At 61.5% G+C, this 21256-nt stretch carries 18 protein-coding genes; 9 read left to right on the top strand and 9 right to left on the bottom strand.

From position 1 onward, the window contains the following. Positions 1-39: 39 nt before the first annotated feature. The gene (locus tag ISP18_RS06305) at positions 40-921 is read right to left on the bottom strand and encodes a hypothetical protein (RefSeq protein WP_380008202.1); all 882 of its coding nucleotides are present in this window, start codon (positions 919-921) and stop codon (positions 40-42) included. An 11-nt stretch (positions 922-932) separates the two neighbouring features. Continuing rightward, the gene (locus ISP18_RS06300) at positions 933-3152 is read right to left on the bottom strand and encodes a M1 family metallopeptidase (RefSeq protein WP_380008200.1); all 2220 of its coding nucleotides are present in this window, start codon (positions 3150-3152) and stop codon (positions 933-935) included. A 284-nt stretch (positions 3153-3436) separates the two neighbouring features. Here ISP18_RS06300 and ISP18_RS06295 point away from each other — a divergent pair, with 284 nt between their 5' ends. Both ISP18_RS06295 and ISP18_RS06290 read left to right on the top strand, forming a co-directional pair. Further along, positions 3437-4111 carry a response regulator gene (locus tag ISP18_RS06295; protein ID WP_380008197.1) on the top strand — a complete coding sequence of 225 codons (675 nt, stop codon included), beginning with the start codon at positions 3437-3439 and terminating at the stop codon, positions 4109-4111. After that, positions 4108-5511 (top strand): sensor histidine kinase, encoded by a 1404-nt coding sequence (locus tag ISP18_RS06290; RefSeq protein ID WP_380008193.1) that lies wholly within the window; start codon positions 4108-4110, stop codon positions 5509-5511. The genes ISP18_RS06295 and ISP18_RS06290 overlap by 4 nt, the downstream gene beginning before the upstream one ends. 189 nt (positions 5512-5700) lie before the next feature. Here ISP18_RS06290 and ISP18_RS06285 read toward each other — a convergent pair whose 3' ends face one another. Together ISP18_RS06285 and ISP18_RS06280 are read right to left on the bottom strand one after the other, a co-directional pair. Continuing rightward, a complete protein-coding gene (locus ISP18_RS06285; RefSeq protein ID WP_380008190.1) occupies positions 5701-7110 on the bottom strand; it encodes an aspartate aminotransferase family protein in 1410 nt (469 codons plus the stop codon). Positions 7111-7323: 213 nt separating this feature from the next. Further along, a complete protein-coding gene (locus ISP18_RS06280) occupies positions 7324-8025 on the bottom strand; it encodes an MtnX-like HAD-IB family phosphatase (protein WP_380008187.1) in 702 nt (233 codons plus the stop codon). Positions 8026-8200: 175 nt separating this feature from the next. Between ISP18_RS06280 and ISP18_RS06275 the strand changes: the two genes are divergently transcribed. From ISP18_RS06275 to ISP18_RS06260, 4 genes are read left to right on the top strand one after another with little or no spacing between them, the layout of a single operon-like run. Beyond that, complete coding sequence (locus ISP18_RS06275) at positions 8201-9673, top strand: efflux transporter outer membrane subunit (protein ID WP_380008184.1); 1473 nt, start codon at positions 8201-8203, stop codon at positions 9671-9673. After that, positions 9673-10806: an ABC transporter permease gene (locus ISP18_RS06270; protein ID WP_380008181.1), complete on the top strand. Its 1134-nt coding sequence runs from the start codon at positions 9673-9675 to the stop codon at positions 10804-10806. Before ISP18_RS06275 ends, ISP18_RS06270 begins: the two co-directional genes overlap by 1 nt. Positions 10807-10808: 2 nt before the next feature. Continuing rightward, positions 10809-11558, top strand: a complete 750-nt coding sequence (locus ISP18_RS06265; protein WP_380008178.1) for an ABC transporter ATP-binding protein — start codon at positions 10809-10811, stop codon at positions 11556-11558. A 10-nt stretch (positions 11559-11568) separates the two neighbouring features. After that, a complete protein-coding gene (locus ISP18_RS06260; protein WP_380008175.1) occupies positions 11569-12471 on the top strand; it encodes an efflux RND transporter periplasmic adaptor subunit in 903 nt (300 codons plus the stop codon). A 17-nt stretch (positions 12472-12488) separates the two neighbouring features. Here ISP18_RS06260 and ISP18_RS06255 read toward each other — a convergent pair whose 3' ends face one another. From ISP18_RS06255 to ISP18_RS06235, 5 genes are all read right to left on the bottom strand, one after another. After that, positions 12489-13799: a glycosyltransferase gene (locus tag ISP18_RS06255; protein WP_380008172.1), complete on the bottom strand. Its 1311-nt coding sequence runs from the start codon at positions 13797-13799 to the stop codon at positions 12489-12491. After that, positions 13792-17799 carry an amino acid adenylation domain-containing protein gene (locus ISP18_RS06250; protein WP_380008169.1) on the bottom strand — a complete coding sequence of 1336 codons (4008 nt, stop codon included), beginning with the start codon at positions 17797-17799 and terminating at the stop codon, positions 13792-13794. The genes ISP18_RS06255 and ISP18_RS06250 overlap by 8 nt, the downstream gene beginning before the upstream one ends. A 587-nt stretch (positions 17800-18386) precedes the next feature. Beyond that, the gene (locus tag ISP18_RS06245; protein WP_380008166.1) at positions 18387-18704 is read right to left on the bottom strand and encodes a Rieske (2Fe-2S) protein; all 318 of its coding nucleotides are present in this window, start codon (positions 18702-18704) and stop codon (positions 18387-18389) included. Further along, positions 18701-19240: a GNAT family N-acetyltransferase gene (locus tag ISP18_RS06240; protein ID WP_380008163.1), complete on the bottom strand. Its 540-nt coding sequence runs from the start codon at positions 19238-19240 to the stop codon at positions 18701-18703. Before ISP18_RS06240 ends, ISP18_RS06245 begins: the two co-directional genes overlap by 4 nt. Positions 19241-19289: 49 nt before the next feature. Next, positions 19290-19643, bottom strand: coding sequence for a hypothetical protein (locus tag ISP18_RS06235; protein ID WP_380008160.1), 354 nt, complete (start codon positions 19641-19643; stop codon positions 19290-19292). 215 nt (positions 19644-19858) lie between these two features. Here ISP18_RS06235 and ISP18_RS06230 point away from each other — a divergent pair, with 215 nt between their 5' ends. The 3 genes from ISP18_RS06230 to ISP18_RS06220 are packed head-to-tail and all read left to right on the top strand — an operon-like array spanning position 19859 to position 21203. After that, positions 19859-20200 carry a hypothetical protein gene (locus ISP18_RS06230; RefSeq protein WP_380008157.1) on the top strand — a complete coding sequence of 114 codons (342 nt, stop codon included), beginning with the start codon at positions 19859-19861 and terminating at the stop codon, positions 20198-20200. A gap of 14 nt (positions 20201-20214) precedes the next feature. Beyond that, positions 20215-20784: an RNA polymerase sigma factor gene (locus ISP18_RS06225; protein ID WP_380008154.1), complete on the top strand. Its 570-nt coding sequence runs from the start codon at positions 20215-20217 to the stop codon at positions 20782-20784. Further along, entirely contained in the window at positions 20781-21203 is a 423-nt protein-coding gene (locus tag ISP18_RS06220) for a hypothetical protein (protein WP_380008151.1), read from the top strand. The genes ISP18_RS06225 and ISP18_RS06220 overlap by 4 nt, the downstream gene beginning before the upstream one ends. The last annotated feature ends 53 nt before the right edge of the window (positions 21204-21256 follow it).

Here is a 21256-nt window from a genome sequence, read left to right as displayed (position 1 = left end):
TGGGGTTCGCTTGCGCTCACCCCAACCTACGACTAAGCATCACGCCCGCACACGCGCACCCGGCACCACATCACGCGCCACGTCCGCCAGTGCAAACAGTCGCGCCGCACGCATCCAGCCGAACGCAAGCACGATGAGCTGACTCAGCAGCAAGGCCATTACAACGCCAACCAGACCCACTGGCGTCACGTGAATGCGCAGCATGCCGAACAGCGACGCCAGCACAAGTCCGACCAGCGTCACCACCAAATAGAACACCAACGTCTTCACCGGCCGCCGGAACAACTGCTTGATGCCGCGCCACAGTGCGCGTGTCGCCGAGCGCAACGTGGTATCGGCTATGAACGCCGCACGCGCCGACTCCACGATCGATTGCATCAGCACGAGCACGACCAGCAAGACGACATGCACGATGTTATGCATGGAATCCACCTGCGATTCCAGCACGGCCTGCTCCATGTGCTTGTCGATCAGATGCGCGCCCAGCATCCCTACGCCGATTACCACCCCATAGGGAATCAGCGACCACAGCAACAGGCGGAACATGCGGCCATATTCAATAAAGCCGTTCTGCAGGAGTGCGCCAAAACCGAGCACACGTCCTGCCCGCCCACTGCCCACGATCATGCCGGCCAGAAACGGCGACAGCAGCAAGGTCGAGGCTTGTGCGATGGCCATATCGGTGATGAGCCATTGCGGATGATCGAAGAGGCCGGCGATCACGTCGCTGAACATGATGTCGCTGAAACCCTGCGCCCATTCGACCGAATGCACGGATGTATCGAGCAAACCGCCCAGCATGCGCCACAGCGGCAGCGCAACCAGCGCCGCCGGAATCAGCATGATCAACAACCACAGCAGCAGCAGGCGCCATTGCACGGCGGCGCGCATGCTGGAGAACACAGATGCGGAACGAGACATGTCAGCGGCCCTCACATGGTAGCCAGTAAGGAATAGAAAGCCTGCAACGCCGCCGCCGCATCGACCGTCCAGCGGCGTGAAGCCGCACCGTTCGGCTTGGTGGTCAGGCTGTTGTTGAACCGGTCGCGATCCAGCAGATTATGCCGATCTGGATCGAGTTCCGCCGATATGGCTTTGCTCGGCTTGATGAAATCGAAACGCGCCCAGCGGCGATCATCGTTCCATGTAATGTCTTCGTGCGAGCCGTCCTCGAACGTCACACGCAACAGTTCCGGCGCGGATACGCCATCGCGGCGCACGGTGATGGTGCTATGCCACGGATACGGGCCCGGCGCACCAGGCTTTGCATTCGGGTGCGCCTTGTCCCAGTCGCTACGCTTCTTGTCGATCTGCTCGTCCAGATCCGAGGCGACAACCTCGGTCTGTTTGCCATCCTTCCAGGTGACACCGGCCTGCGGCAGCGCTTCATAGTTGTCGATGTGGGCCACCTTGTCGTCAATGAAGGCAGTGCCGTAGACGTATTGGTTGAAGATGGCATCCACGTCCTTGGCGTCGCCGGAGCTATCGATCAACGCAGCGCGCAGATCGGCCACCGAAGGATGACGGAAGCGCCAACGCTGATAGTAAAGACGGAAAGCCTTCTCCAGTGCCGGCCGGCCAAGGCGTTCTTCCAGATCGTGCATGGCCGTGGCTGTGCGCGAATACACCGTGCCATAGCTCTCGCTGGAAAGGCGATCCCAGCTGTTTTGCGCCAGCGGATCGGCCGGGTGATGTAGCGTGGCGGTCATGCGTTCGAACGCGAAACCGCCGATATGCGGCGTGATGCCAAGCGACTTGGTAAATGGCGTGGCTAGCACTAGGTCCTGCTTGCGCTCGCGCAGCATGCGGTTGTCCCAGTATTCGTTGAGCCCTTCATCCAGCATCGGCTCCTCGAATTCGTTGGAAGCGAGAATGCCGTAGAAATAGCCGTGGCCGAATTCGTGGATGTTCACGAAATCACTGAACATCTGAGCCACGGTGTCGGGCTCGACTTTCTTGAACCCCTCCGATGTAAAGAACGTCGGATATTCCATGCCACCCGCTTCTGTCGCGTTGTAAGGCGGAATGACCACCGTCAACGTTTCATACGGATAGGCCCCCAAGGTTCGCGAGAAATAACCGATAGCATCGACGCTTGACTTCAAGCTCGGCGCGGCGCTGGCTTCGTATTCCGCCGGATAGATCACGCGTACCGCCACTTTCGGACTGCCCGGCCCTTCGTAGCTGCCATCCAGTGTCTTGAAGCCTTTGGCGGCGACCCATGCGAAATCGTGCACGTCGCCCTGCACGAAGTGATAGGTGGTCTTGCCGTTCTTCTGCTCCGGCGTGCCCTGCAGTTTGCCGACCGCGCCGACGGTGTAATCGCTAGGCACCGTCAGATGCACGTCGTACAGGCCGAAGTCTGCAAAGAACTCGCTGCTGAAATGGAACTCATGCACGTTCCAGCGCACTGCCGTTGCGCCGCGTTCGCCGGGCAGCTCCAGTATGCCGATCTTGGGAAACCACTGGCCGATCAGGTTGAAGTCGCCCCACCATCCGGTGCGTTCCACGACGCGCGGCAACTGGCTGAGAAAATCGATATCCAGTGCTAGGGTGCCGCCCGGCGGCACCGGCTGCGCCAGGTCGATGCGCACTACCGTCTGATCGGTATCCGGACCGCCATCGGGATGCACAAAGCTCCACTTCAGCGGTGCGCCACTCTGCTGCACGCTCTGCAGTCGAATCCAGCCCCACTGCCCTTTCTCCAGCTCCGCGCTGCCACGGCTCTGGCCGTTGGGATCCAACACCTTGCGCTCGGTGAAGAACGTGCTGCCTTCGTTCTGGAATGCATTGAGATAAAGATGGAAATAGACGCTGTGCACTTCGTGGTCGCTGCGATTGCGCCAGGTCATGTGTTCCTTGCCGGTAACCGCGTGCTTGGCGGCATCCAAATCGGCATCGATGGTGTAGCTCACCACGCGATCGGAAAGCGTCGACTCGTTGCCGGTGCGTTCGCCGCCCCAGGCATTCGACGCGCTCTGCGTAGTGATGATGGTGTCGTGCGCAGGTGCGAAAGGAATTTCTTGCGTCGCCGCGGCCGATGCCGCGTCGGCTGGCTGTGGAGTCGCCGTGGTCTGCGCCATCGCCTGGCATGACCACAGCATCACGCATGCGGCCAGCCATGGCCCGCATCTGTTGGTTGCAAAGCTCATCTTGCTGTCTCCCCTTGCGGTGATGATCGAGCCTGAGGCAAGCAGGCTGATTAGGGCATCAGCCAGAGGTCACGATCAACCCATGGTTAGTCTTGCTGCAACGCATGACGGTGAGGCGAATGTCCCTGTTACGCCAAACGGAAGGTCATGGCATGGAACTCAAGCACACCTGTGCGAATCCCATCACAAGCAGCTAAGCTGCCACCATCTGGTCACATCAAGCGGAACTCACTGAAAACCATGGAAATACTGCAACACCCCACGCCTGACGGAGCCCATCCACCATGCGTATCCTGATTGCCGAAGACGATCCCTCCATTGCCGCCGGCGTCAGCGCGGCGCTGCGCCAGGGTGGCCATGCGGTCGATCATGTCGGCGACGGCGTGCGTGCCGATGCCGCGTTGAAAGACACCCCGTACGACCTGCTGGTGCTCGACCTGGGCCTACCGGGGTTGGATGGCAGCGAAGTGCTGCAACGCGTGCGCAAACGCGGCAGCGGGCTGCCGGTGCTCGTGATCACGGCGCGCGAAGGGTTGCGCGAACGTGTGCGCGTGCTGGATCTGGGTGCGGACGATTATCTGGTGAAACCTTTCGCACTGGCCGAATTCGAAGCGCGCGTGCGCGCCTTGCTGCGCCGCTACACCACGCAAGGTGCGCCGGAAATCAGCCTGGGGCGCCTGCGCCTGGATCTGCCCGGCCATCGCGCCTGGGTGGATGACAAGCCGCTGGAACTCACCGCGCGCGAATTCGGCCTGCTCGAAGCGCTGGCCGCACGTCCCGACCGCGTCACCAGCCGTGCGCAGCTCATCGAAGCGTTGTGCAGTTGGGATCAGGAGCTCACCGACAACGGTCTGGACATCGCCATCTACCGCCTGCGCCGCAAGCTCACCGATTCCGGCACGCAGGTGCGCACCATCCGCGGACTGGGCTATCTGCTGGAAGAGGTCAAGCAGGCATGAGTCAGCGCGTGCGTTGGCGCAACGGCCGCCAGAGCCTGCGCAGGCGACTGCTGACCACGCTGCTGGTACCGCTTACGGCGCTGCTGCTGTTGAATAGCCTGATCACCTACATCGGCGCGCTGATCTACGCCAACCACGTGCATGACGTGAACCTGGTGGACGATACGCTGACGCTGGTGCAGATGATGGCCACCAAAAGCCCGGATGGTGCCGTTTCGCCGCAGGCGCAGTTTCTGCTCGAGTACGAACCGGAAGGCCGCAATTACTTCAGCGTGTTTAGCGCACGTCATGGCCTGGTCGCCGGCAATCCTGGATTGAAACCGCCGGGCGGCCTCTTCATCGACGGCAACAGGCCGCAGCTTTACAACGTGCAGATCGAAAGGCACGCGATGCGCGCGGCCAGCATTCAAATGCCCAATCCCCGCGAGAACGGCGATCAGCTTGAAGTGACCATCGCCGAAACCTTGCGTGATCGGCATCTGGAAGCACGGCAGATTTTGCTGCTCAGCATTCCCGCGCAGGCGCTGCTGATCATCGCGGCATTTCTATTGGTGTGGCTGGGCGTAAGCACAGGGCTACGCCAGCTCGAACCACTCACCAACCAGCTAGCCAACCGCGAACACGATCTGGCGCCGATCGGCGATGCCGAAGTGCCGGTGGAAATCCTGCCGCTCACGCGCACCATCGACGGCCTTTTCGCTCGATTGCGGAGCATGTTGGCGCTGCATGAGCGCTTCATCGCCGACGCCGCGCATCAACTACGTACGCCATTAGCGGGCTTGAGTGTGCACGCGGAGCGCGCGCAGGCCAGCTCCGATCCAGCCACGATCAAGGACGCGCTGAACCATATCCAGCGGCTGATCCTGCGCGCCAATCGCACCTCCAGCCAATTGCTCGCGCTCACGCGTGCGCAGACGGCCGAACACGAAATCGGCGATACCGAACGGCTCAATCTCGCCACGATCATTCCGGAACTGGTGGGTCAGCGCGTGCATGAAGCACTGGCCACGGATATCGACCTGGGCTACGAAGGCCCCGCCGGCCCGCTATGGATCGAAGGCGATCGCCACCGCCTGCAGGAAATGCTGGATAACCTTATCGACAACGGCCTGCGCTACGCGGGCCGCGACAGCCTGATGACGATATCGCTCGCCCGCGAAGACAACCATATCTGCCTCGCTGTAGAAGACAACGGGCCCGGCGTACCGCCGGCATGGATCGAACGTCTGGGCGAGCGTTTTTTTCGCGTGCCCGGTAGCGAAGAGCAAGGCAGCGGTTTAGGGCTTGCGATCGTGCAGCGCATTGCGGAATGGCATAACGCGCGCGTGCGTTATCGCAGTGGTAGCCATGGACACGGTCTGCGCGTGGAGGTTGTTTTCCCCTCGTCGCACGACGCATGAAAATCGTAACCGGGATTGTCATCCCAGCCTACGCGCCAAGCTTCGAATAAAAAAAGGCGACGCAAAGCGCCGCCGTGTTTGTCAGCTTCCCCTGCATGGGAACATCGACAAAGAAATCTGTTCGGAAACTTTGCGCGAGGTTGGCCCCTCATCCAGCCTCTCCCCAAAGAGGAGAGGCGGAGATAAGCCTTACATCGCCTTCTTCGCTTTCGTCAGCAGCTGGTCGAGCAGCACCACGGCCAGATCGATTTCCTCGTAGCTGATATCCAGCGACGGTGCGAACGTGATCACGTTCTTGTACCAGCCGCCCACGTCGAGCACGAGGCCGATCTTCTTGCCGTTGTGGTTCAGATCCCCAGCGAGGCCGATGTCGACCATCTTGTCCAAGAGTGCCCTGTTCGGCGTGAAGCCATCGTCAGTGCAGATTTCGGCGCGCAGCGCCAAACCTAGACCGTCGACATCTCCGATTTCCTTGTGGCGCTTTTGCAGATCTTTCAGCGCTTCCAGGAAGTAGGCGCCTTTCTCAGGCACGGTCTTTTCGTAATCCAGCTCGTAGCCCATCTTGATCACTTCCAGACCCAGCGACGTGCCGAGCGGGTTGGAATTGAAGGTGGAGTGCGTGGAGCCCGGCGGGAAGATGGTCGGGTTGATCATTTCCTCGCGCGCCCACAGGCCGGAAAGCGGATTCAAGCCGTTGGTAAGCGCCTTGCCGAACACAATGATGTCGGGCGTGACGCCGAAATGCTCGATCGACCACAGCTTGCCGGTACGCCAGAAACCCATCTGGATTTCGTCCACCACCATCAGGATGCCGTATTTATCCAGCACCTTCTTCAGATCCTTGAAGAAGTTGCGCGGCGGCACGACGTAGCCGCCGGTGCCCTGAATCGGTTCCACGTAGAAGGCAGCGTATTCGGCCTGGTTGACCTTGGGATCCCACACGCCGTTGTATTCGGTTTCGAACAGGCGCTCGAACTGGCGCACGCAATGATCGGAATACTCTTCCGGCGTCATGCCTTTCGGGCGACGGAACGGATACGGGAACGGAATGAACATCGCGCGCTCGCCGAAATGGCCGAAGCGGCGGCGATAACGATAGCTGGACGTAATCGACGAAGCGCCTAGCGTGCGGCCGTGATAACCGCCTTCGAAGGCGAACATGAGGCTCTTGCCGTTCTTGTAGTTGCGCACCAGCTTGAGCGAATCCTCCACCGCCTGCGCACCGCCCACATTGAAGTGCACGCGACCCTTCAGGCCGAACTTCTTCTGCGCGTCGACGGCGATCGTCTTGGCCAGCTCGATGCGGGTCTGATGCAGATACTGGCTGGCGACCTGCGGCAGCACGTCGATCTGGCGCTTCAGCGTGTCATTCAGACGCTTGTTGCCGTAGCCGAAGTTAACGGCCGAATACCACATTTGCAGATCGAGGAACGGCACACCAGCGGTGTCGTACATCCAGCTACCTTCGCCGTGGCGGAAGATCTTCGGAGGGTCGACGTAATGCACGGTGTCGCCGAAGGAGCTGTATTGGGCTTCGTCGGCAAGAAGTTCGTCGTCAGGAATGACGTAGGAGGCAGCGTTGGGATCGTATGTGTTCATCGAAGGAGAAAAAGAGAATGGAGTGAAAAGGGGTATCGCTTGGCGACGATGTTCAACCTTGTCTTGCCGTCATTCCGGCGAAGGCCGAGGTGCTTCACAACAGCGAAGCTGGTCAATCCATCTTGGCCTTGCGCAAGAGCAACATGGACTCCCACTCACGCGGGAATGACGACGCGGAAAATCAAACATCGCGAAGAATGCGCGGCTACTGGACTAAAAATTCGAAACAGCCGGCAACACTCGCGGCTCGTGCTCGGTCAGCAAGCTACCATCCAGCAGGCGCGGCAGCAGTTCCAGCGCATCCTCGAAACCGGTGATCGGTACATAGGGAATGCCAGCGGCGCGGCAGTGTTCGATCAGGCGATGCTTGGCGAACACGAAGTCCACCTGATCGGCCGCACAAAAATCCGAGGCGCCATCGCCGATCAGCAAGGTCTTCTTGCCGCCCGCGCGCGCCTGCTCAACGCACGCGCATTTGCAGGTGCCGCTGCGGCAGCCTTCGCTCTGGAACGGCGAGGTGAGCTGCCACTGGCGCGGCGGCGTGCCCGGCGCTAGGTGATTGGCGGCGAGCGGGAGATTATCCAAACCGTAGCGTCCAAGAATGCGGTGGATGGCGTAGTCCAGGCCGTCGCTCACGATGCGGATCGGCGCACCCAGTTGCGACGCGCGCGTCACGAAAGCCGGAAAGGCATGGTCGATCCACAGGCCGTCCAGATGCTCGTCCAGTTGCTCGCCGCTCACATCGAGCAGGGCCACTTGTCCGCTCATGCATTCGCGCGAGCCGATGCGGCCAGCGCGCCAGTCCTGCTCCAACGCTTCCCAGCCGGTACGGCCGAAACGATCCAGCAGCGAGTCGATCACGTCCTCGACGGAGATGGTTCCGTCGAAGTCGCAGAGGATGTTCCAGGCAGTCACACGCCACTCCCAACACTAGTGAGAGGGCATCTTGGCAAGCATCCCCTTTCGGGCCCCTTTCCGTTGATCAGCTCTCTTTCCCCTTTTGGAACAATGGGCATGTAGGCGTAAGCCAAACCTGAGCTTGACCGGCTATGCTTAGCGTTTGCACGCCTTCTTCGACGGTTTTCAGCTCGTGCACCATCCCTTACCGCGCCATGCCCTTCCTGCCGCCCGCTCACTGACAGCCGGGCTGAGCCTGCTTTCTGCGCTGGTACTGACAGTGCTGGCCGGTTGCACGGCAGCACCGCTGCCCGCCCTGAAGCCGCCAGTGCCGCAGGCTTGGCGCAACGCGCCCACGGCCAGCCCCAACGCCGCGCAGCCGGATCTGCACAGCTGGTGGCAGGCCTTCAACGATCCCGAGCTGAACGCGTTAGTGCAGCGCGCGCTGGCCCACAACCTGGACGTGAAGGCAGCCTCCGAGCGCCTGCTGGCCGTGCGTACGCTGTATCGGCACCGCAACGACCAATATCTGCCCAGTCTGCGCTTCGACACCAACCAGGTGATCCAGCCCGATGCCAGCGCTTCGTATTTCATCGTCGGCTTCGATGCGCTGTGGGAATTGCCGTTCTTCGGCGCGCTCAAGAGCACGAACCGGCTTGCCGCCGGCAAGCTCGACGCGGCGCAAGCGCAATTGCAGGGTACCTACGTCACCCTGGTGGCCGAGGTGGCACGTTGCTGGATCGCTCTGCGCACCGCGCAAAACCAGGCCAGGCTGCTGACTGCCGTGCGCGATGCGAATCGCGAAAAACTGAGCCTGCTTCAGGTGCGCGAGCGTTTGAAACTCACCTCCCCCACCGAGGTTTCCACGGCACAAGCAGAGCTGGCTCGTGCGGACATGGCGCTGACCGATCCGCAACGCGCCATCAACGCCAACGCACAGCAGTTGGCAGTGCTGCTCGGCCAGAGCGAACCCGATCCAGCGTGGCTGCAAGCAGACGGCACGCAGCCGCAACTGGGCGACTGGCAGATGACCAGCGCGCCCGCCGATCTGTTGCGCACGCGCCCTGAAATCGCCGCCGCCGAGGCTGACGTGCTGCGCGCAGCGGGTGAAGCAGGCATCAGCCGCGCGGCGGTCTATCCGCATATCGGGCTGGGTAGCTCGCTGGACTGGTCGGCGAACCTGCTCAGCCATCACACATTCATCCGCTCCGGCGACGGCATTTTTTCGGCTGGCCCGGTGATGGACGTGCCGCTGTTCGATTGGGGCATGCGCGTAGCGCAGGCGCGTTCCAAGCGCCATGAGCTGCGGGCTTCGGTATACGCCTACCGGCAGGCCGTGCTGCAAGGCGTAGCCGAAGCCGAAACCGCGATGGGCGACCTGCAGCAGGCGCATATGCGTGAGACCTCTGCCGAACAGGCGGCGCAGGCTCTCGACCACAATGCTTCCGCGCTGGGCCAGCGCCGCAACCTCGGTCTGGCCAGCACGCTGGACGTGCAGGATGCCTTGATCGCCCAGCAGAACGCGCAGCTCGAACTGGCCTCCGCACGCGCAGAACGCGATCTCGCGTACGTATCGCTGTACAAGGCCTTGGGCGGCGCACCGCAGCCGCCGGTCAATGTTGCCGCTGACTACAAGGCGCTCGGCAACAAGAAAGAGACGCAGTGATGGTGGCGCTCGCTCGCAAGACCCTGATCTACGAATGGCGCCGTTTCCTGCCCGCGATTCTCGCGGTGGGTTTCGCCAGCCTGCTGCAACTGCTGCAGGCTGCCTTGGTGCTGGGCATCTTCGGCAGCGCGAGCGTGTACATCACTGGCTCGTCCGCCGATCTGTGGGCGGGTTATCCGGGCACGCAAAGCGTGAATCTCGGCCGCCCCATCAACGAGGACGTAGCGATGCGTCTGCGCATGGATCCGGACGTGGTGAAGGTGGAGCCCTTCCGCTGGGTGGATGCGGACTGGCGCGGTCCGCACGATACCGGCGGCGTGTCGGTATTCGTGTCCGGCATCGATCCGCGCGCCGACGGCATGATGTTCTCGCGCGCCCTGCCCCTTGCCTTGCGCGCACGCTTGAACGAACCGGGCGCGGTGATCGTGGACAAGGCGGATCTGGACAGCCTCGGCGTGAGCATCGGCGACACCGCGGCCATCAATGGCCAGCGCGTACGCGTGGTCGGCGTAAGCAGCGGCCTGCGCGCGCTGGGTGGCGTGAATATCGTCGCCTCGCTGGAAACCGCGCGCGTGCTGGACGTCGCACCGGATGATGCCGGCATGATGACCTACTTCGTGGCCAAGCTGCGCCATGGCGCCAAACCCAAAGTCGTTGCAGCGCGTTTGAACGGATCGAACACATTCGGCCCGTATACCGTCTGGACGGCCAACTCGTTCGCGCGCACTTCGCAGCTGTATTGGATGCTCGACACCGGCGCCGGCGCGGGCGTGCTGTTCCTGGCCGGCATCGTATTCCTGGTCGGCGCGGTAATCACCAGCCAGACGCTGATCGCCGCGGTGATCGGCTCGATCCGCGAGTACGCCACCTTGAATGCGCTTGGCGTGGGCCGCGGTTCGCTGCGCAAAGTAGTGATGGAGCAGGCTTTCTGGGTCGGAGCGTTGGGCTTGGTATGCAGTGTGGTGATCGGCGCGATCCTGCTGGTGATCGCGCGCAATCGCAGCGTGCCGATGGAAATGCGCCCACTGACGGCCTTGGCATGCCTGACACTGAGCATGGCGCTAGCGATCGTGTCCGGCCTGGCGGCCGTGCGCAGCCTGCGTCGCGCGGACCCGGCGAGTCTGCTGAGATAAGCATGCCTACGATCGCATCGACCACTTCCGCACACACCCCCGCGCTGCAAGCTCGCAGCGTGCACAAATCCTTTGTCTCTGGCCACATCCAGAACACGGTGCTGCACGATCTCACGTTGGACATGCGTGCCGGCGAACTCACGCTGATCTCCGGCCCTTCCGGCTGCGGCAAGAGCACGCTACTGGCGATCTTGAGCGGCCTGCAACCGGCTGATGCAGGAGAAGTGCGCGCACTCGGGCATGAGCTGAGCGGTCTTAGCATGCGCGAATTGGAAGCGTTCCGCCTGCAACACACCGGCTTCGTATTCCAGGGTTTCAATCTGTTTCCCGCGCTCACCGCCCTGGAGCAAGTGGAACTACCGCTGAGCTACATGGGACTGGACAGGAACGTGGTGCGCAAGCGTGCAATGGAATCGCTGGAAGAAGTCGGCCTCGGCCCACGCATGCGAATGCTGCCTTCCGAGTTGTCCGGTGGCGAGAAGCAGCGCGTCGCCATCGCCCGCGCGCTCGCCAAGCAACCCGAACTGCTGTTCGCCGACGAACCCACCAGTGCGCTGGATGCCGCCAACGGGCAGATCATCATCGACATCCTGCACCGCATCGCCCGCGCGCATGGCACCACCGTACTCTGCGTCAGCCACGATCCGCGCCTGGTCCATCACGCCGATCGCGTGCTGGCGATGGAAGATGGCCGCATTCTGAGCGACCATGTGCCGCCCGCATCACTCGCCACGGCCACCGAGCATCCCTGAGAACCTACGCATGACCCTGCGCACGCTCCGCCTTCCGCTCACCCTGCTTGCCGTGCTGCTGACCGGCTGCTCGCAGAACGATGCGCCGGCGACCACTAACCCCGCTGCAGCGGCGTACACGGCAGTGGCGCGCGGGCGCATCGATATCGAAGGCGGCCTGCTGAAGCTCACCATGCCCAGCGAAGGTGTAGTGGCTCAGGTCAATGCGCACGAAGGCGATCATGTAAGCAAAGGCCAGTTGCTCGTCCAGCTCGACCTCGCGCCCGCGAAACTGGCCCTGGACACCGCGCTGGCCGAACAGCAGCAGGCCACCGCACAGATCGGTGCGCTGGAAGAACGCGGTAAATCCGCCGGCTTACGCGCATCCCGCCTGGAACAGGCCGCCAAGGCCGGTGCAGGCGACGTGCAAAGCGCGGACGATGCGCGCGAAGCGGCACGGCAGGCGCAGGTTGAATTGAACAATGCACGCGCTGCCGCCGCACTTGCCGCTCAGAAAGTGGCCGGTGCGCGCTATCAACTCGAACTGCGCAGCCTGCGTGCCCCCGTCGATGGCCAAATCGTGCAGCGCATGGTGCAACCCGGCGCATCCGTGTCGCCCGCCGCCGGACCGATCTTCGTGCTGCTGCCGGATGCACCGCGCATCGTGCGCGCCGAACTCAACGAATCCTTCGTCGGCGTGGTGCACGAGGGCATGCCGGCCGAAGTGGACGACGACAGTGGCAGCGGCATGGCGCCGCTCAAGGCGCACGTGCTGCGGATCGGCAATGTGTTCGGCGCCAGCACGCTGGAAGACGATCCGCAGGTGCGCGCCAACACGCGTTCGGTGGAATGCGTGTTGACGCTGGACCAGCCGCCGTCGGCGCCGTTGCGTATCGGGCAGCGAGTGTTGGTGAAGTTCGCACCTGCGAAGTAACTCGCAGGCTGCCGAACTCACGCCACAGCGATCTGCGCCGGCTCTTCTTCATGCACCTGCTCTAACAGTTTCCATTGACGTAGCAAGGCTATCGCTCGCTCTACGCCATCTTCCGCACGTACCTTTTGCCCTAACGATGATGCCGCCTCGCGCATCGGCTTCGACACCGCGCTTTGAATAGCTGACGCCAACGTGTCTGCACTCATACTGCGCCGATCCACGATCGGCGGCGCTACGCCTTCGCGCTGCAAACAACGCGCCCAGAACGGCTGATCGCCAAAGAACGGCACGATTACCGAAGGAATCCCGGCGCGAGCCGCAGCCGCCGTCGTGCCGGCACCACCGTGATGAACCGCCGCAGCCATGCGCGGAAACAGCCAATCGTGCGGTGCGCTGCGCGTAAAGAAAATCTTCTCGTCCTGTACACCTTCTTCGCCCGCCAAACCGCCCCAGCCAGTAGCGAGCACGGCGCGTTGCCCGCTTCGGCGCACGGCTTCGAGCACCACGGCGGTGAACTGTTCCGCGCGCGTGCTGATCATGCTGCCGAAACCCACATAGACAGGCTTGGGGCCTGCGTCGAGAAACGCGCGCAGAGCATCCGAAGCTTGCCAATCGGGCTGATCGAGAAACCAGTAGCCGGTGATTTGCGCCGTATCGGGCCAGTCCGCCGGCCTCGGCACAACGTGTTGGCTGAAACCGTAGAGCACCCGATGATGCCGGTTGTTGAAGTAAGGCCCGTACCAGGGATACCTGGGCAAACCAAGTTGCGGGCGCACGACGTTGTTGATAGCCGGGCTCATCACGTACCACACTAGCAACCGCAACAGGTTGTACGCCGCCATGTTCAAGGCCGGCGGCAGCTTCCGCCCACCAACTAGCACTAACGGCGACATGTAGCGCGATGGCGTCAGCGGTTGCAACTGCGCAGCCACGAACGGAATGCCACGTGCTTCGGCCACAGCCTTGGCCAACAGGGTACTGTTGGCGACGCCGATCACCAGGCCCGCGCCCGCGCCCGCCGCCATGCCTTCCTTAGCCCAGCGCGTAGCCCACTCGGCGTAGAAATGCCTGGAAATACGTGCCATCGCCGACATGTCCAAACCCATGTCGGCAATCTCCCGGTTCGAATCCAGCATCGTCTGGAAGTTGGCGGTCAACGGAAAGAAGGCCAAGCCGGCGGCGCGCACCATGCCTTCGAAATTGTCGCTGGTGACGATGCGTACCGGATAGCCTGCGCGCTGCAGCGCAACGCCCAAGGCGACACAAGGCCGTATATCACCTTGCGTGCCGATAGTGAAGATCGCAATGGGAGCTCTGGACTCAGGCATACACTGTGCTCCCAGCAAGCGCATGATCGGCCGTATCCGGCAACGTCTGCGCTCGAACCGATGGCAGTGTATGTAAGCGCTGCATCACCAACCGACCGATTTGCGCGGCGGGCGCCGCATCCAGCATGGTCAGGTGATGGCACGGGATGTCATGCACATCTATCCAGCCATCGATATAAGGACGCCACGCCTCCGGTTTGTCGTACCACAGTCCGGTCAGGTCGACTTCTTCCTTCTGCGCCGCGCGGAAGAACATCACGTCGGCATCAATTCGCCGCGGCACATGCTTGCGCGCAAGTCGCAGATTGTTGAGCACGACGGCCGATATGTTCTCGATCAGGTGCGGATCGCTGCGCGAAATCTCCTGTACCGGTGGCAGCGTGAATACGCCGTACTCCTGGCACAGCAGATCGGTTAGCGCCGCCAGGTCCGCAGGCGGGTGCTCGGCGTGGTTATGAAAGCCGAGGAAACGCAGAATGTCCCTGATTTCCTGCGTCGGATCGCCGGACGACGATGTACCTTCCGCCACGAACGGATAGACATCCAACAAGGACAGGAATTCCACCTGCTGTCTATGCGCTTGCAGTTGCGCGGCGATCTCGTGCGCAATCAATCCGCCCAGCGACCAGCCGAGCAGCCGATACGGCCCCTCCGGCTGGATGCGCCGGATCTGCGTCAGATAATCGGCGGCCATCTGCGCAATGTTGCCCGGCAACGATACGCCGCCACGTAACCCGTTCGACTGCAAGGCGTACACCGGCAACTTGTCGTCCAGGTAACGCAACAACCCTGTATATGCCCAGCTCAGCCCCAGGGCCGGGTGGATGCAAAACAAGGGCCGCTCACGATGCGATACACGCAACGGCAGCACGGCGCCCAGCGGATCGCTCTTCGCCTCGGCACGCTGCAGATACGCGGCCAATCCAGCGATGGTCGATGCTCCTCCGAAAAGGCTGGCCAGCGGCAGCTCCATGCCGAAATGCTCAGGGAAGCGCGCAATCATTTCCACTGCGCTCAGCGAATCGCCGCCGAGTTGGAAGAAGTTGTCATGCAAGCCAACCCGCTCGACACCCAGCACTTGCTGCCATAGCGCCGCCAGTTTTCTTTCGATGTCCGTAACCGGTTCGGCATAAGCGGTTGTAACGGGCGTGCGGGCCGGCATCGGCAACGCCTTGCGATCCAGCTTGCCGATAGGCGTCAGCGGCATCGCGTCGATAGACATGATATGCGTGGGCACCATGTACTCGGGTAGGAATTTGGCAAGGTAAGCGCAAAGTTCATCGACGATCAGTTGCCTGCCCGAGCGCAGTACCACGTAGCCGACCAGCACTTGTCCACCATCATCCTCACGATGCGCGGCGACCGCTGCATTGAGCACGTCGCTGTGGCGGGCCAATGTGCATTCGATTTCGCCCAGTTCGATGCGATGGCCGCGAATTCTCACTTGGCCATCCGCGCGCCCGACAAAATGCAGCAGGCCTTGATCGTTCCAGTACACCAGGTCGCCGGTGCGATACATGCGGCTGCCATCATTGGCAAACGGATCTGGTAGGAACCGAGCCTCCGTTAGCTGATGATGGTTGAGATAACCCTTCGCCACGCCTGCACCGGCGATGTAGAGCTCACCGACGGCGCCCGTTTGCACTAGCTGCTGGTGCTGATCCAGCACATAGAGCCGTGTGTTGAGAATTGGGCGGCCAATCGGCGGCGTTTCAAATACCACCTCCTTCAACTCGATCGCGGTTGATAAAACAGTAGTTTCGGTAGGGCCGTAAAGCTGTGTCACACGCGCAGCACGCTGTAGCAGCTGCGCAACCAGTTCGGCACTCAAGGTTTCTCCGCCTACCAATACATGCAGGTGTTGCAAGTTCGCTTCGGGACTTGCCAGCAGCACGCGCCAGAGCGAAGGCGTCGCCCACATGTGCGTGGCGCGATGACGGTGCAGCAAGGGCAGCAATGCGGGTGGATGATGCACCGTTTCGCCGCTGGCGATCGCCACGCTCGCTCCCGCCGTCAGCGGCAGAAACCGCTCAAGCATCACGATATCGAACATCACGGTGGCAATTGCCAGGAAACGATCGCCAGGAAGGAGCGCGAGCTGCTGCCGCATGCCTTGCAGCAGATTGCACAGATTGCGATGTGTAACTTCCACTCCCTTGGGCCGCCCGGTCGAGCCGGAGGTATAGAGCACATAGGCTGTGGCATCGGGCCGCGACAGATCTGGCTCCTGCTCGCTTGTCTCCAGCGCGGCCTCCAGCGCTTCCGGGTGAAGCAGCATCATGCCGCCAAACCCGAAGCGTTCATGCAGCTCAGGCGTTGAGACCAGCGCGATGGGCGATGCATCGTTCAGCATCATCGAGATGCGGTGCGGCGGCCCATCCGGATCCAACGGCAAATGGGCCGCACCAGCGCGCATGATCGCCAGCAACACGATCAGCCATTGCTCGCCAGGCGGCAGCATCACCGCCACGATGTCGCCGGGTAGCACGCCATCGGCGATCAGCTGCCGGGCTTGCCGCACGCTGCGTTCATGCAATTGGCGGTAGGTGATCGTCATTTCATCGACCAACACGGCCGCCGCATCCGGCGCGAGCTGTGCCTGATGCGCGATCAACGCAGGCAGGCTTTCTGGCGCAAGGGGCGCAGCGGTGTCATTCCATCCGTGCAGCAGGCGTCGACGCTCCTCCTCGCCAAGAATATCGATCTGCCGCAAGGGGCGATCCGACTCGGCGAGCACGCCATCCACCAGCAGCGCCAGACGCCGGCGATGCTCATTCAGATCGTCCATGCTGTACAGCACCGGATTGGCGTCGAAGTCGAAACATAGTTCACCGCCGTCACCGCGGTCGTAGACGAACACCATGAGGTCTTCGCCGGAACCGTTCGACACGTTATGAGATATCACACCGGAGCCGCCAAAGTTGAGCTGGTAATCGAACGGTTCGATATTCACGCCAAGCCACGCGATGTGCCTGCCTTTGCCGATTAGCCCCAGATCGCGGCGTACATCTTCGTAACGATATTGCTGATGTCGCAGTGCCTGCCTGACCACCCGCGCGACTTGCGCGAACAACTCGATTACCGTGGTTTCCGGCGTAAAGCTCAGCCGGATCGCCACGAAGTTGGCAGCTAAACCCGGTGTTCGACGCAGCGCCGCATTGATGCGCCCGGACACGGGCATGCCGATGACCAGATCGTGCGCGCCCGTGGCGCGATGATAATAAGCGGCTACCAGCGCGATCAGCATCTGCGGCAAGCTGGTGGAGGTTTGCTTTCCCAATTCGCGTAAACGCTGCACCGTGGCAACCGACAGATGTCCGGTACTGCGCCGCAAGCGACCTATGCCGCACTGCCCCAGGCGCGACAGCGAAACGGCTTCGGGCAGGTCGGCGAGCCTTTCCTTCCAGAATTCGCGATCGCGCTTCAGTCGGTCCGAATCGCGATAGACCGCTTCCGCCTCGATCAATTCCTGCAACGAACCGAACTCGCACGGTGCAGGCTCGCGCCCTTCCACATACGCGTTATAGAGCTCGGCTAGTCGCTGCGCACTTATGCTGCCGCTGTAACCGTCGTAGATGATGTGATGGGCGCGCTGGTACCAGTAGTAGCGATCGTCTGCCGCCTTGAACAAAGCGCTCACCCATAAGGGATCGTTGGCCAGATTGACGGGGCGGCTGAGCTCGGCTCGCATCCAGGATTCGGCCGCCGCGCGCGGATTGGCTTCGCCGCTGACGTCGAGATAGGGAAATTCACCATTATAGACAGGTCGTACGATTTGCCGCGGACTACCGTGCTGCTCGACCACGCTTACGCGCAACGCTTCGGCTTCGCGCGTAAGCTGCCACAAGGCGCGTATGAACAGATCGGGCTGCACTGGCCCGCAAATTTCCAGCATCTCGGCGATGTTCAAGGTGGCGTCCGCCGCGCCGATCTTCTGCCCCACCCACAATCCGCGCTGGGCGGTAGTCAGCGGCAGCGACGTTGGTGACTCGTGACTCATTGCGCGTTCTCCTTGTGAATGCGCACGCTTGGGTCTGGCCGCGACTTGCTTATCTCGTTCGTACGCGCCTGCCCGCGTTGCATTCGCATTTGTGATGCATGACCCCTAGGACACACTCTCCCGACGCAGACGACTGCGCTCTTGTTTTTCATGGCACAAGAAGCCCGCCACAGCTAACTTCAGCCGCGATAGAGACGCTTGCACAATTGGGTGCCGCAACGAGACAACGACTGACGCGCGGTCAGCTATCGTCATTCACTCGATTTACTTCCCACTTGCGACGGCGCGGATAAACAACTACTTCGCAACGTATCCGCCGCGTTCCACTAAACCGACCTCGCACATGGGCGCTGCCACGTGCGCTACATCGCACTGCTTACAACCATGCAGTACTTATGTTGCGGTGTAGCAATTTGGTGATGAAAAGTCTGTCAACAACGCATGCACACAAACTTTTGCACGCGCATGTTGAGAACTGAGACACACAAGTCAATGTGTTACATCGATATTGCAGCTCGTAGGCTGGCATCCCAGCCTACGTGGTTAAGGCACACAAGCGCTCGATGGCGAATGACCGAGCATTGCGCTCAGCGATCGTCACGCGTCCAGATCAGGCCGTCGCTTTCGCGCACGGGAAACCGGTGAATCGGCTCATACGCCGGCGGACAGGTCGGCTGGCCGGTGCGCAGATCGAAGCGCGCGCCGTGGCGCGGACATTCCACTTCGTGGCCATGGACCTCACCACCGGCAAGCTCACCGCCGTCGTGCGTGCAGATATCTTCCACCGCATAGAGATCACCATCGATATTGAAGACGGCGATGGCGATGTCGCCATCCCACACCACCTTGAATTCGCCGGGCAACAGCTCCGAGCGTGTGCCGACTTCCACCCAGGCTTCGCTCATGGCGTTAGTTCCTTCACCATCAATTCGAAGCGCAGATCGTCGCGACGCGGAAGGCCAAAGCGTTCGTCGCCATAGGGGAAAGGCGAGTATTCGCCGGTGCGCCGATAGCCGCGACGTTCGTACCAGGCCATCAGGTCGTGGCGCACGTCAATCACCTTCATGTGCATGGCGCGGCATTGCCACATGCCGAGCGCAAAACGCTCCGCCTCGGTCAGCACTTGACGCCCCAGTCCACCACCCTGACGTGGTGGATGCACGGCGAACATACCGAAATACGCGGCATCGCCGTGTTTTTCGATTTGGCAGCAGGCAAGCAGCTCGCCGTCGACCTGTGCTAGCAGAACGGCGCTGTCCGGCGTCGTCAACAATTCGGCCACGGCAGCGGCGTCGGTGCGCCGGCCATCGAGCAGATGAGCTTCGGTGGTCCAGCCGCGGCGGCTGGATTCACCGCGATAGGCGGATTCGACCAAGGCAACGATGGCGTTGACGTCAGCCGCAACGGCTTGGCGAAAAACGGGAGCAATGTCGGTATTCATTGCTCCATGATAATCCGCCCAACCATCCCCGCCAAAGAGCGATGCTCGTTTATGGCAGCATCACCTCGCCTGGGTGGCCACGATAGAAGCGCACTCCGGGTCGATAGGCGTGAAAACGGCACGCATCGAAGTCGTGGGCAAGAATCCGACGACCGTCCGACAGTACCGTGCGGAAATCGTACAAGCAGCGGTCGTCGCTAAAATTAATCACTTCGGCGAGCTCATAATCGAAATCTTGGCCCTTGAAATCGACTTCCGCCCAATGGTCGCTACCAGCAGGTGCAAGGGCGAACGACTCGATCCGGCTCCGGGTATCGTTGATGACCTTGACGGAATGCCGTGTTTGGGCCAGCGCAGTGATGGGAAGGCAAGCAAGGCATACGGCGAGCAAGCAAGGGCGCATCACGTTCTCCTTTTGAAAGGCACAGCAAGCCCGTGGCCGGCATGCATGGCATGCGGCGGCTGGATGATTTGCTACGTGGGGAGCAGGGCTAACGGAAAGGTAGATGCATGTGTCGCCAAAACGGTTGCAAGGCATTTGCCTGCAACCGGGCAGCCCTTGGCCGTATCTCTATACTCATTGGCGCCACGTCCGGCGCCCCTTTACCAAAGGAGTAGATGGTGGACAAAGATATCGCCGTTCCCGTGGTGCTCTTCCTTTGCGTCACCGTGGGCATCGTTTATATCGTCAGTCTTCTGGTCAACACGCGCCAACGCATCAAGATGCTGCAGGTTTGCGGCTCAAAGGAGTTGGTGGAGTCCGTCATCCAGGCGGATACGTATCGCTACCAGATGTCGGCCTTGCGCTGGGGCGTGCTCGCACTGATGGAAGCCATCGCTTTCGGGATCATCCAGGCCATGGGCTGGACCGAGATCAATCCTGGCGTGGTGGCGTTATTGCTGGGCGCCTTTGGGCTCGGGTCCCTTCTGGTTTTTCTGCTTGGACGGCGTTTCGGCTGATTGGCACTCACCGCGTGAGCCATCAGGATCGTCAGCTCGTCGAAGCCGTACTGGCGAATGCGCCCGGCGCGTTCGAACGCCTGGTGCGCGAGCACCAGGCTTTGTGCTGGCACATCATCTATCGCATGGTGCACCACCCGGAAGATGCCCGCGAGCTATGCCAAGACACATTTCTGCGCGTATATCGACATCTGAACCAGTATCGCTACGAGAGTGCACTCAAATCCTGGATCGGGCGCGTGGCGTACACGGTGGCGCTGCGTTACCTGGAACGAAAGCGCATTGCGGTGTTCGATCCCGGTGAAGACGAAGATGCCATCAATCCGATCGAAAACCTGAGCGACGGTTTCGACCTGGAAGGCGCCTACGCCGATAGCGAAACCGCTGCGCATCTGCATCAGGCCATCGAAGCCCTGCCCCCGCTGCAACGCACTCTGCTTACGCTTTATCATCTGGACGAACTGTCCATCGACGAGATCGCCAGCATCACCGGCCTGGCTGCCGGCACGATTAAAAGCCATCTGTTTCGCACGCGCCTTCGTTTGCGCGAGCAGCTCGAGACCGCGTACGGAGTTTCATCATGAACCGCGAACCGCCATCGCCCCACGACGACAGCATGGAACGCGAATGGGCTCTGCAGGAACAAGCCGTTCGAGCCGAGCGGCTCGGGCTGGACGCCAGCCGTGATGCAGAGCTGCAGCGCTATCGTGTCGTGGCGCGCGCGCTACGACAGCCTCTGGATGAAGATTTGCCGCTGAATTTTGCCCGCGAGGTTGCCAGAGAGGCGCGTCGCCGCGCTGCCGGCGATATGCGGCTCGAGCTTTATCTCAGCTGGACGCTGCTTGGCGTACTGGTTGCCATGCTGATCGGAGTGATGCTGCGCTACGGCAGCGCACTGGGACAGCTTACGCACATCGCGCTTTCGCAACCATGGCTGTTGGCCTTGGCAGGATTCTTTGCGTTGCTAGCCGCAAGCAAGCTGCTTCATCGAAGAGTGAGCTAATAGGGCACGTAGGTTGGCGGTGAGCGTCAGCGAACCCCAACATTGCCATCCAC

Origin of the sequence: Dyella humi (assembly GCF_044904605.1) — a bacterium.
GTDB classification, from domain to species: Bacteria; Pseudomonadota; Gammaproteobacteria; order Xanthomonadales; family Rhodanobacteraceae; genus Dyella_B; species Dyella_B humi.
The sequence above is the reverse complement of the archived record's forward strand: the minus strand, read 5'-3'. Positions and strand labels throughout refer to the sequence as shown.

Bases quoted from the DNA above. Each gene is read 5' to 3' on its own strand.
- ISP18_RS06265 (WP_380008178.1), top strand. From the start codon at position 10,809: ATGCCTACGATCGCATCGACCACTTCCGCACACACCCCCGCGCTGCAA.
- ISP18_RS06220 (WP_380008151.1), top strand. From the start codon at position 20,781: ATGAACCGCGAACCGCCATCGCCCCACGACGACAGCATGGAACGCGAA.
- ISP18_RS06270 (WP_380008181.1), top strand. From the start codon at position 9,673: ATGGTGGCGCTCGCTCGCAAGACCCTGATCTACGAATGGCGCCGTTTC.
- ISP18_RS06285 (WP_380008190.1), bottom strand. From the start codon at position 7,110: ATGAACACATACGATCCCAACGCTGCCTCCTACGTCATTCCTGACGAC.
- ISP18_RS06260 (WP_380008175.1), top strand. From the start codon at position 11,569: ATGACCCTGCGCACGCTCCGCCTTCCGCTCACCCTGCTTGCCGTGCTG.
- ISP18_RS06245 (WP_380008166.1), bottom strand. From the start codon at position 18,704: ATGAGCGAAGCCTGGGTGGAAGTCGGCACACGCTCGGAGCTGTTGCCC.
- ISP18_RS06230 (WP_380008157.1), top strand. From the start codon at position 19,859: ATGGTGGACAAAGATATCGCCGTTCCCGTGGTGCTCTTCCTTTGCGTC.
- ISP18_RS06295 (WP_380008197.1), top strand. From the start codon at position 3,437: ATGCGTATCCTGATTGCCGAAGACGATCCCTCCATTGCCGCCGGCGTC.
- ISP18_RS06250 (WP_380008169.1), bottom strand. From the start codon at position 17,799: ATGAGTCACGAGTCACCAACGTCGCTGCCGCTGACTACCGCCCAGCGC.
- ISP18_RS06235 (WP_380008160.1), bottom strand. From the start codon at position 19,643: ATGCGCCCTTGCTTGCTCGCCGTATGCCTTGCTTGCCTTCCCATCACT.
- ISP18_RS06240 (WP_380008163.1), bottom strand. From the start codon at position 19,240: ATGAATACCGACATTGCTCCCGTTTTTCGCCAAGCCGTTGCGGCTGAC.
- ISP18_RS06290 (WP_380008193.1), top strand. From the start codon at position 4,108: ATGAGTCAGCGCGTGCGTTGGCGCAACGGCCGCCAGAGCCTGCGCAGG.
- ISP18_RS06305 (WP_380008202.1), bottom strand. From the start codon at position 921: ATGTCTCGTTCCGCATCTGTGTTCTCCAGCATGCGCGCCGCCGTGCAA.
- ISP18_RS06255 (WP_380008172.1), bottom strand. From the start codon at position 13,799: ATGCCTGAGTCCAGAGCTCCCATTGCGATCTTCACTATCGGCACGCAA.
- ISP18_RS06300 (WP_380008200.1), bottom strand. From the start codon at position 3,152: ATGAGCTTTGCAACCAACAGATGCGGGCCATGGCTGGCCGCATGCGTG.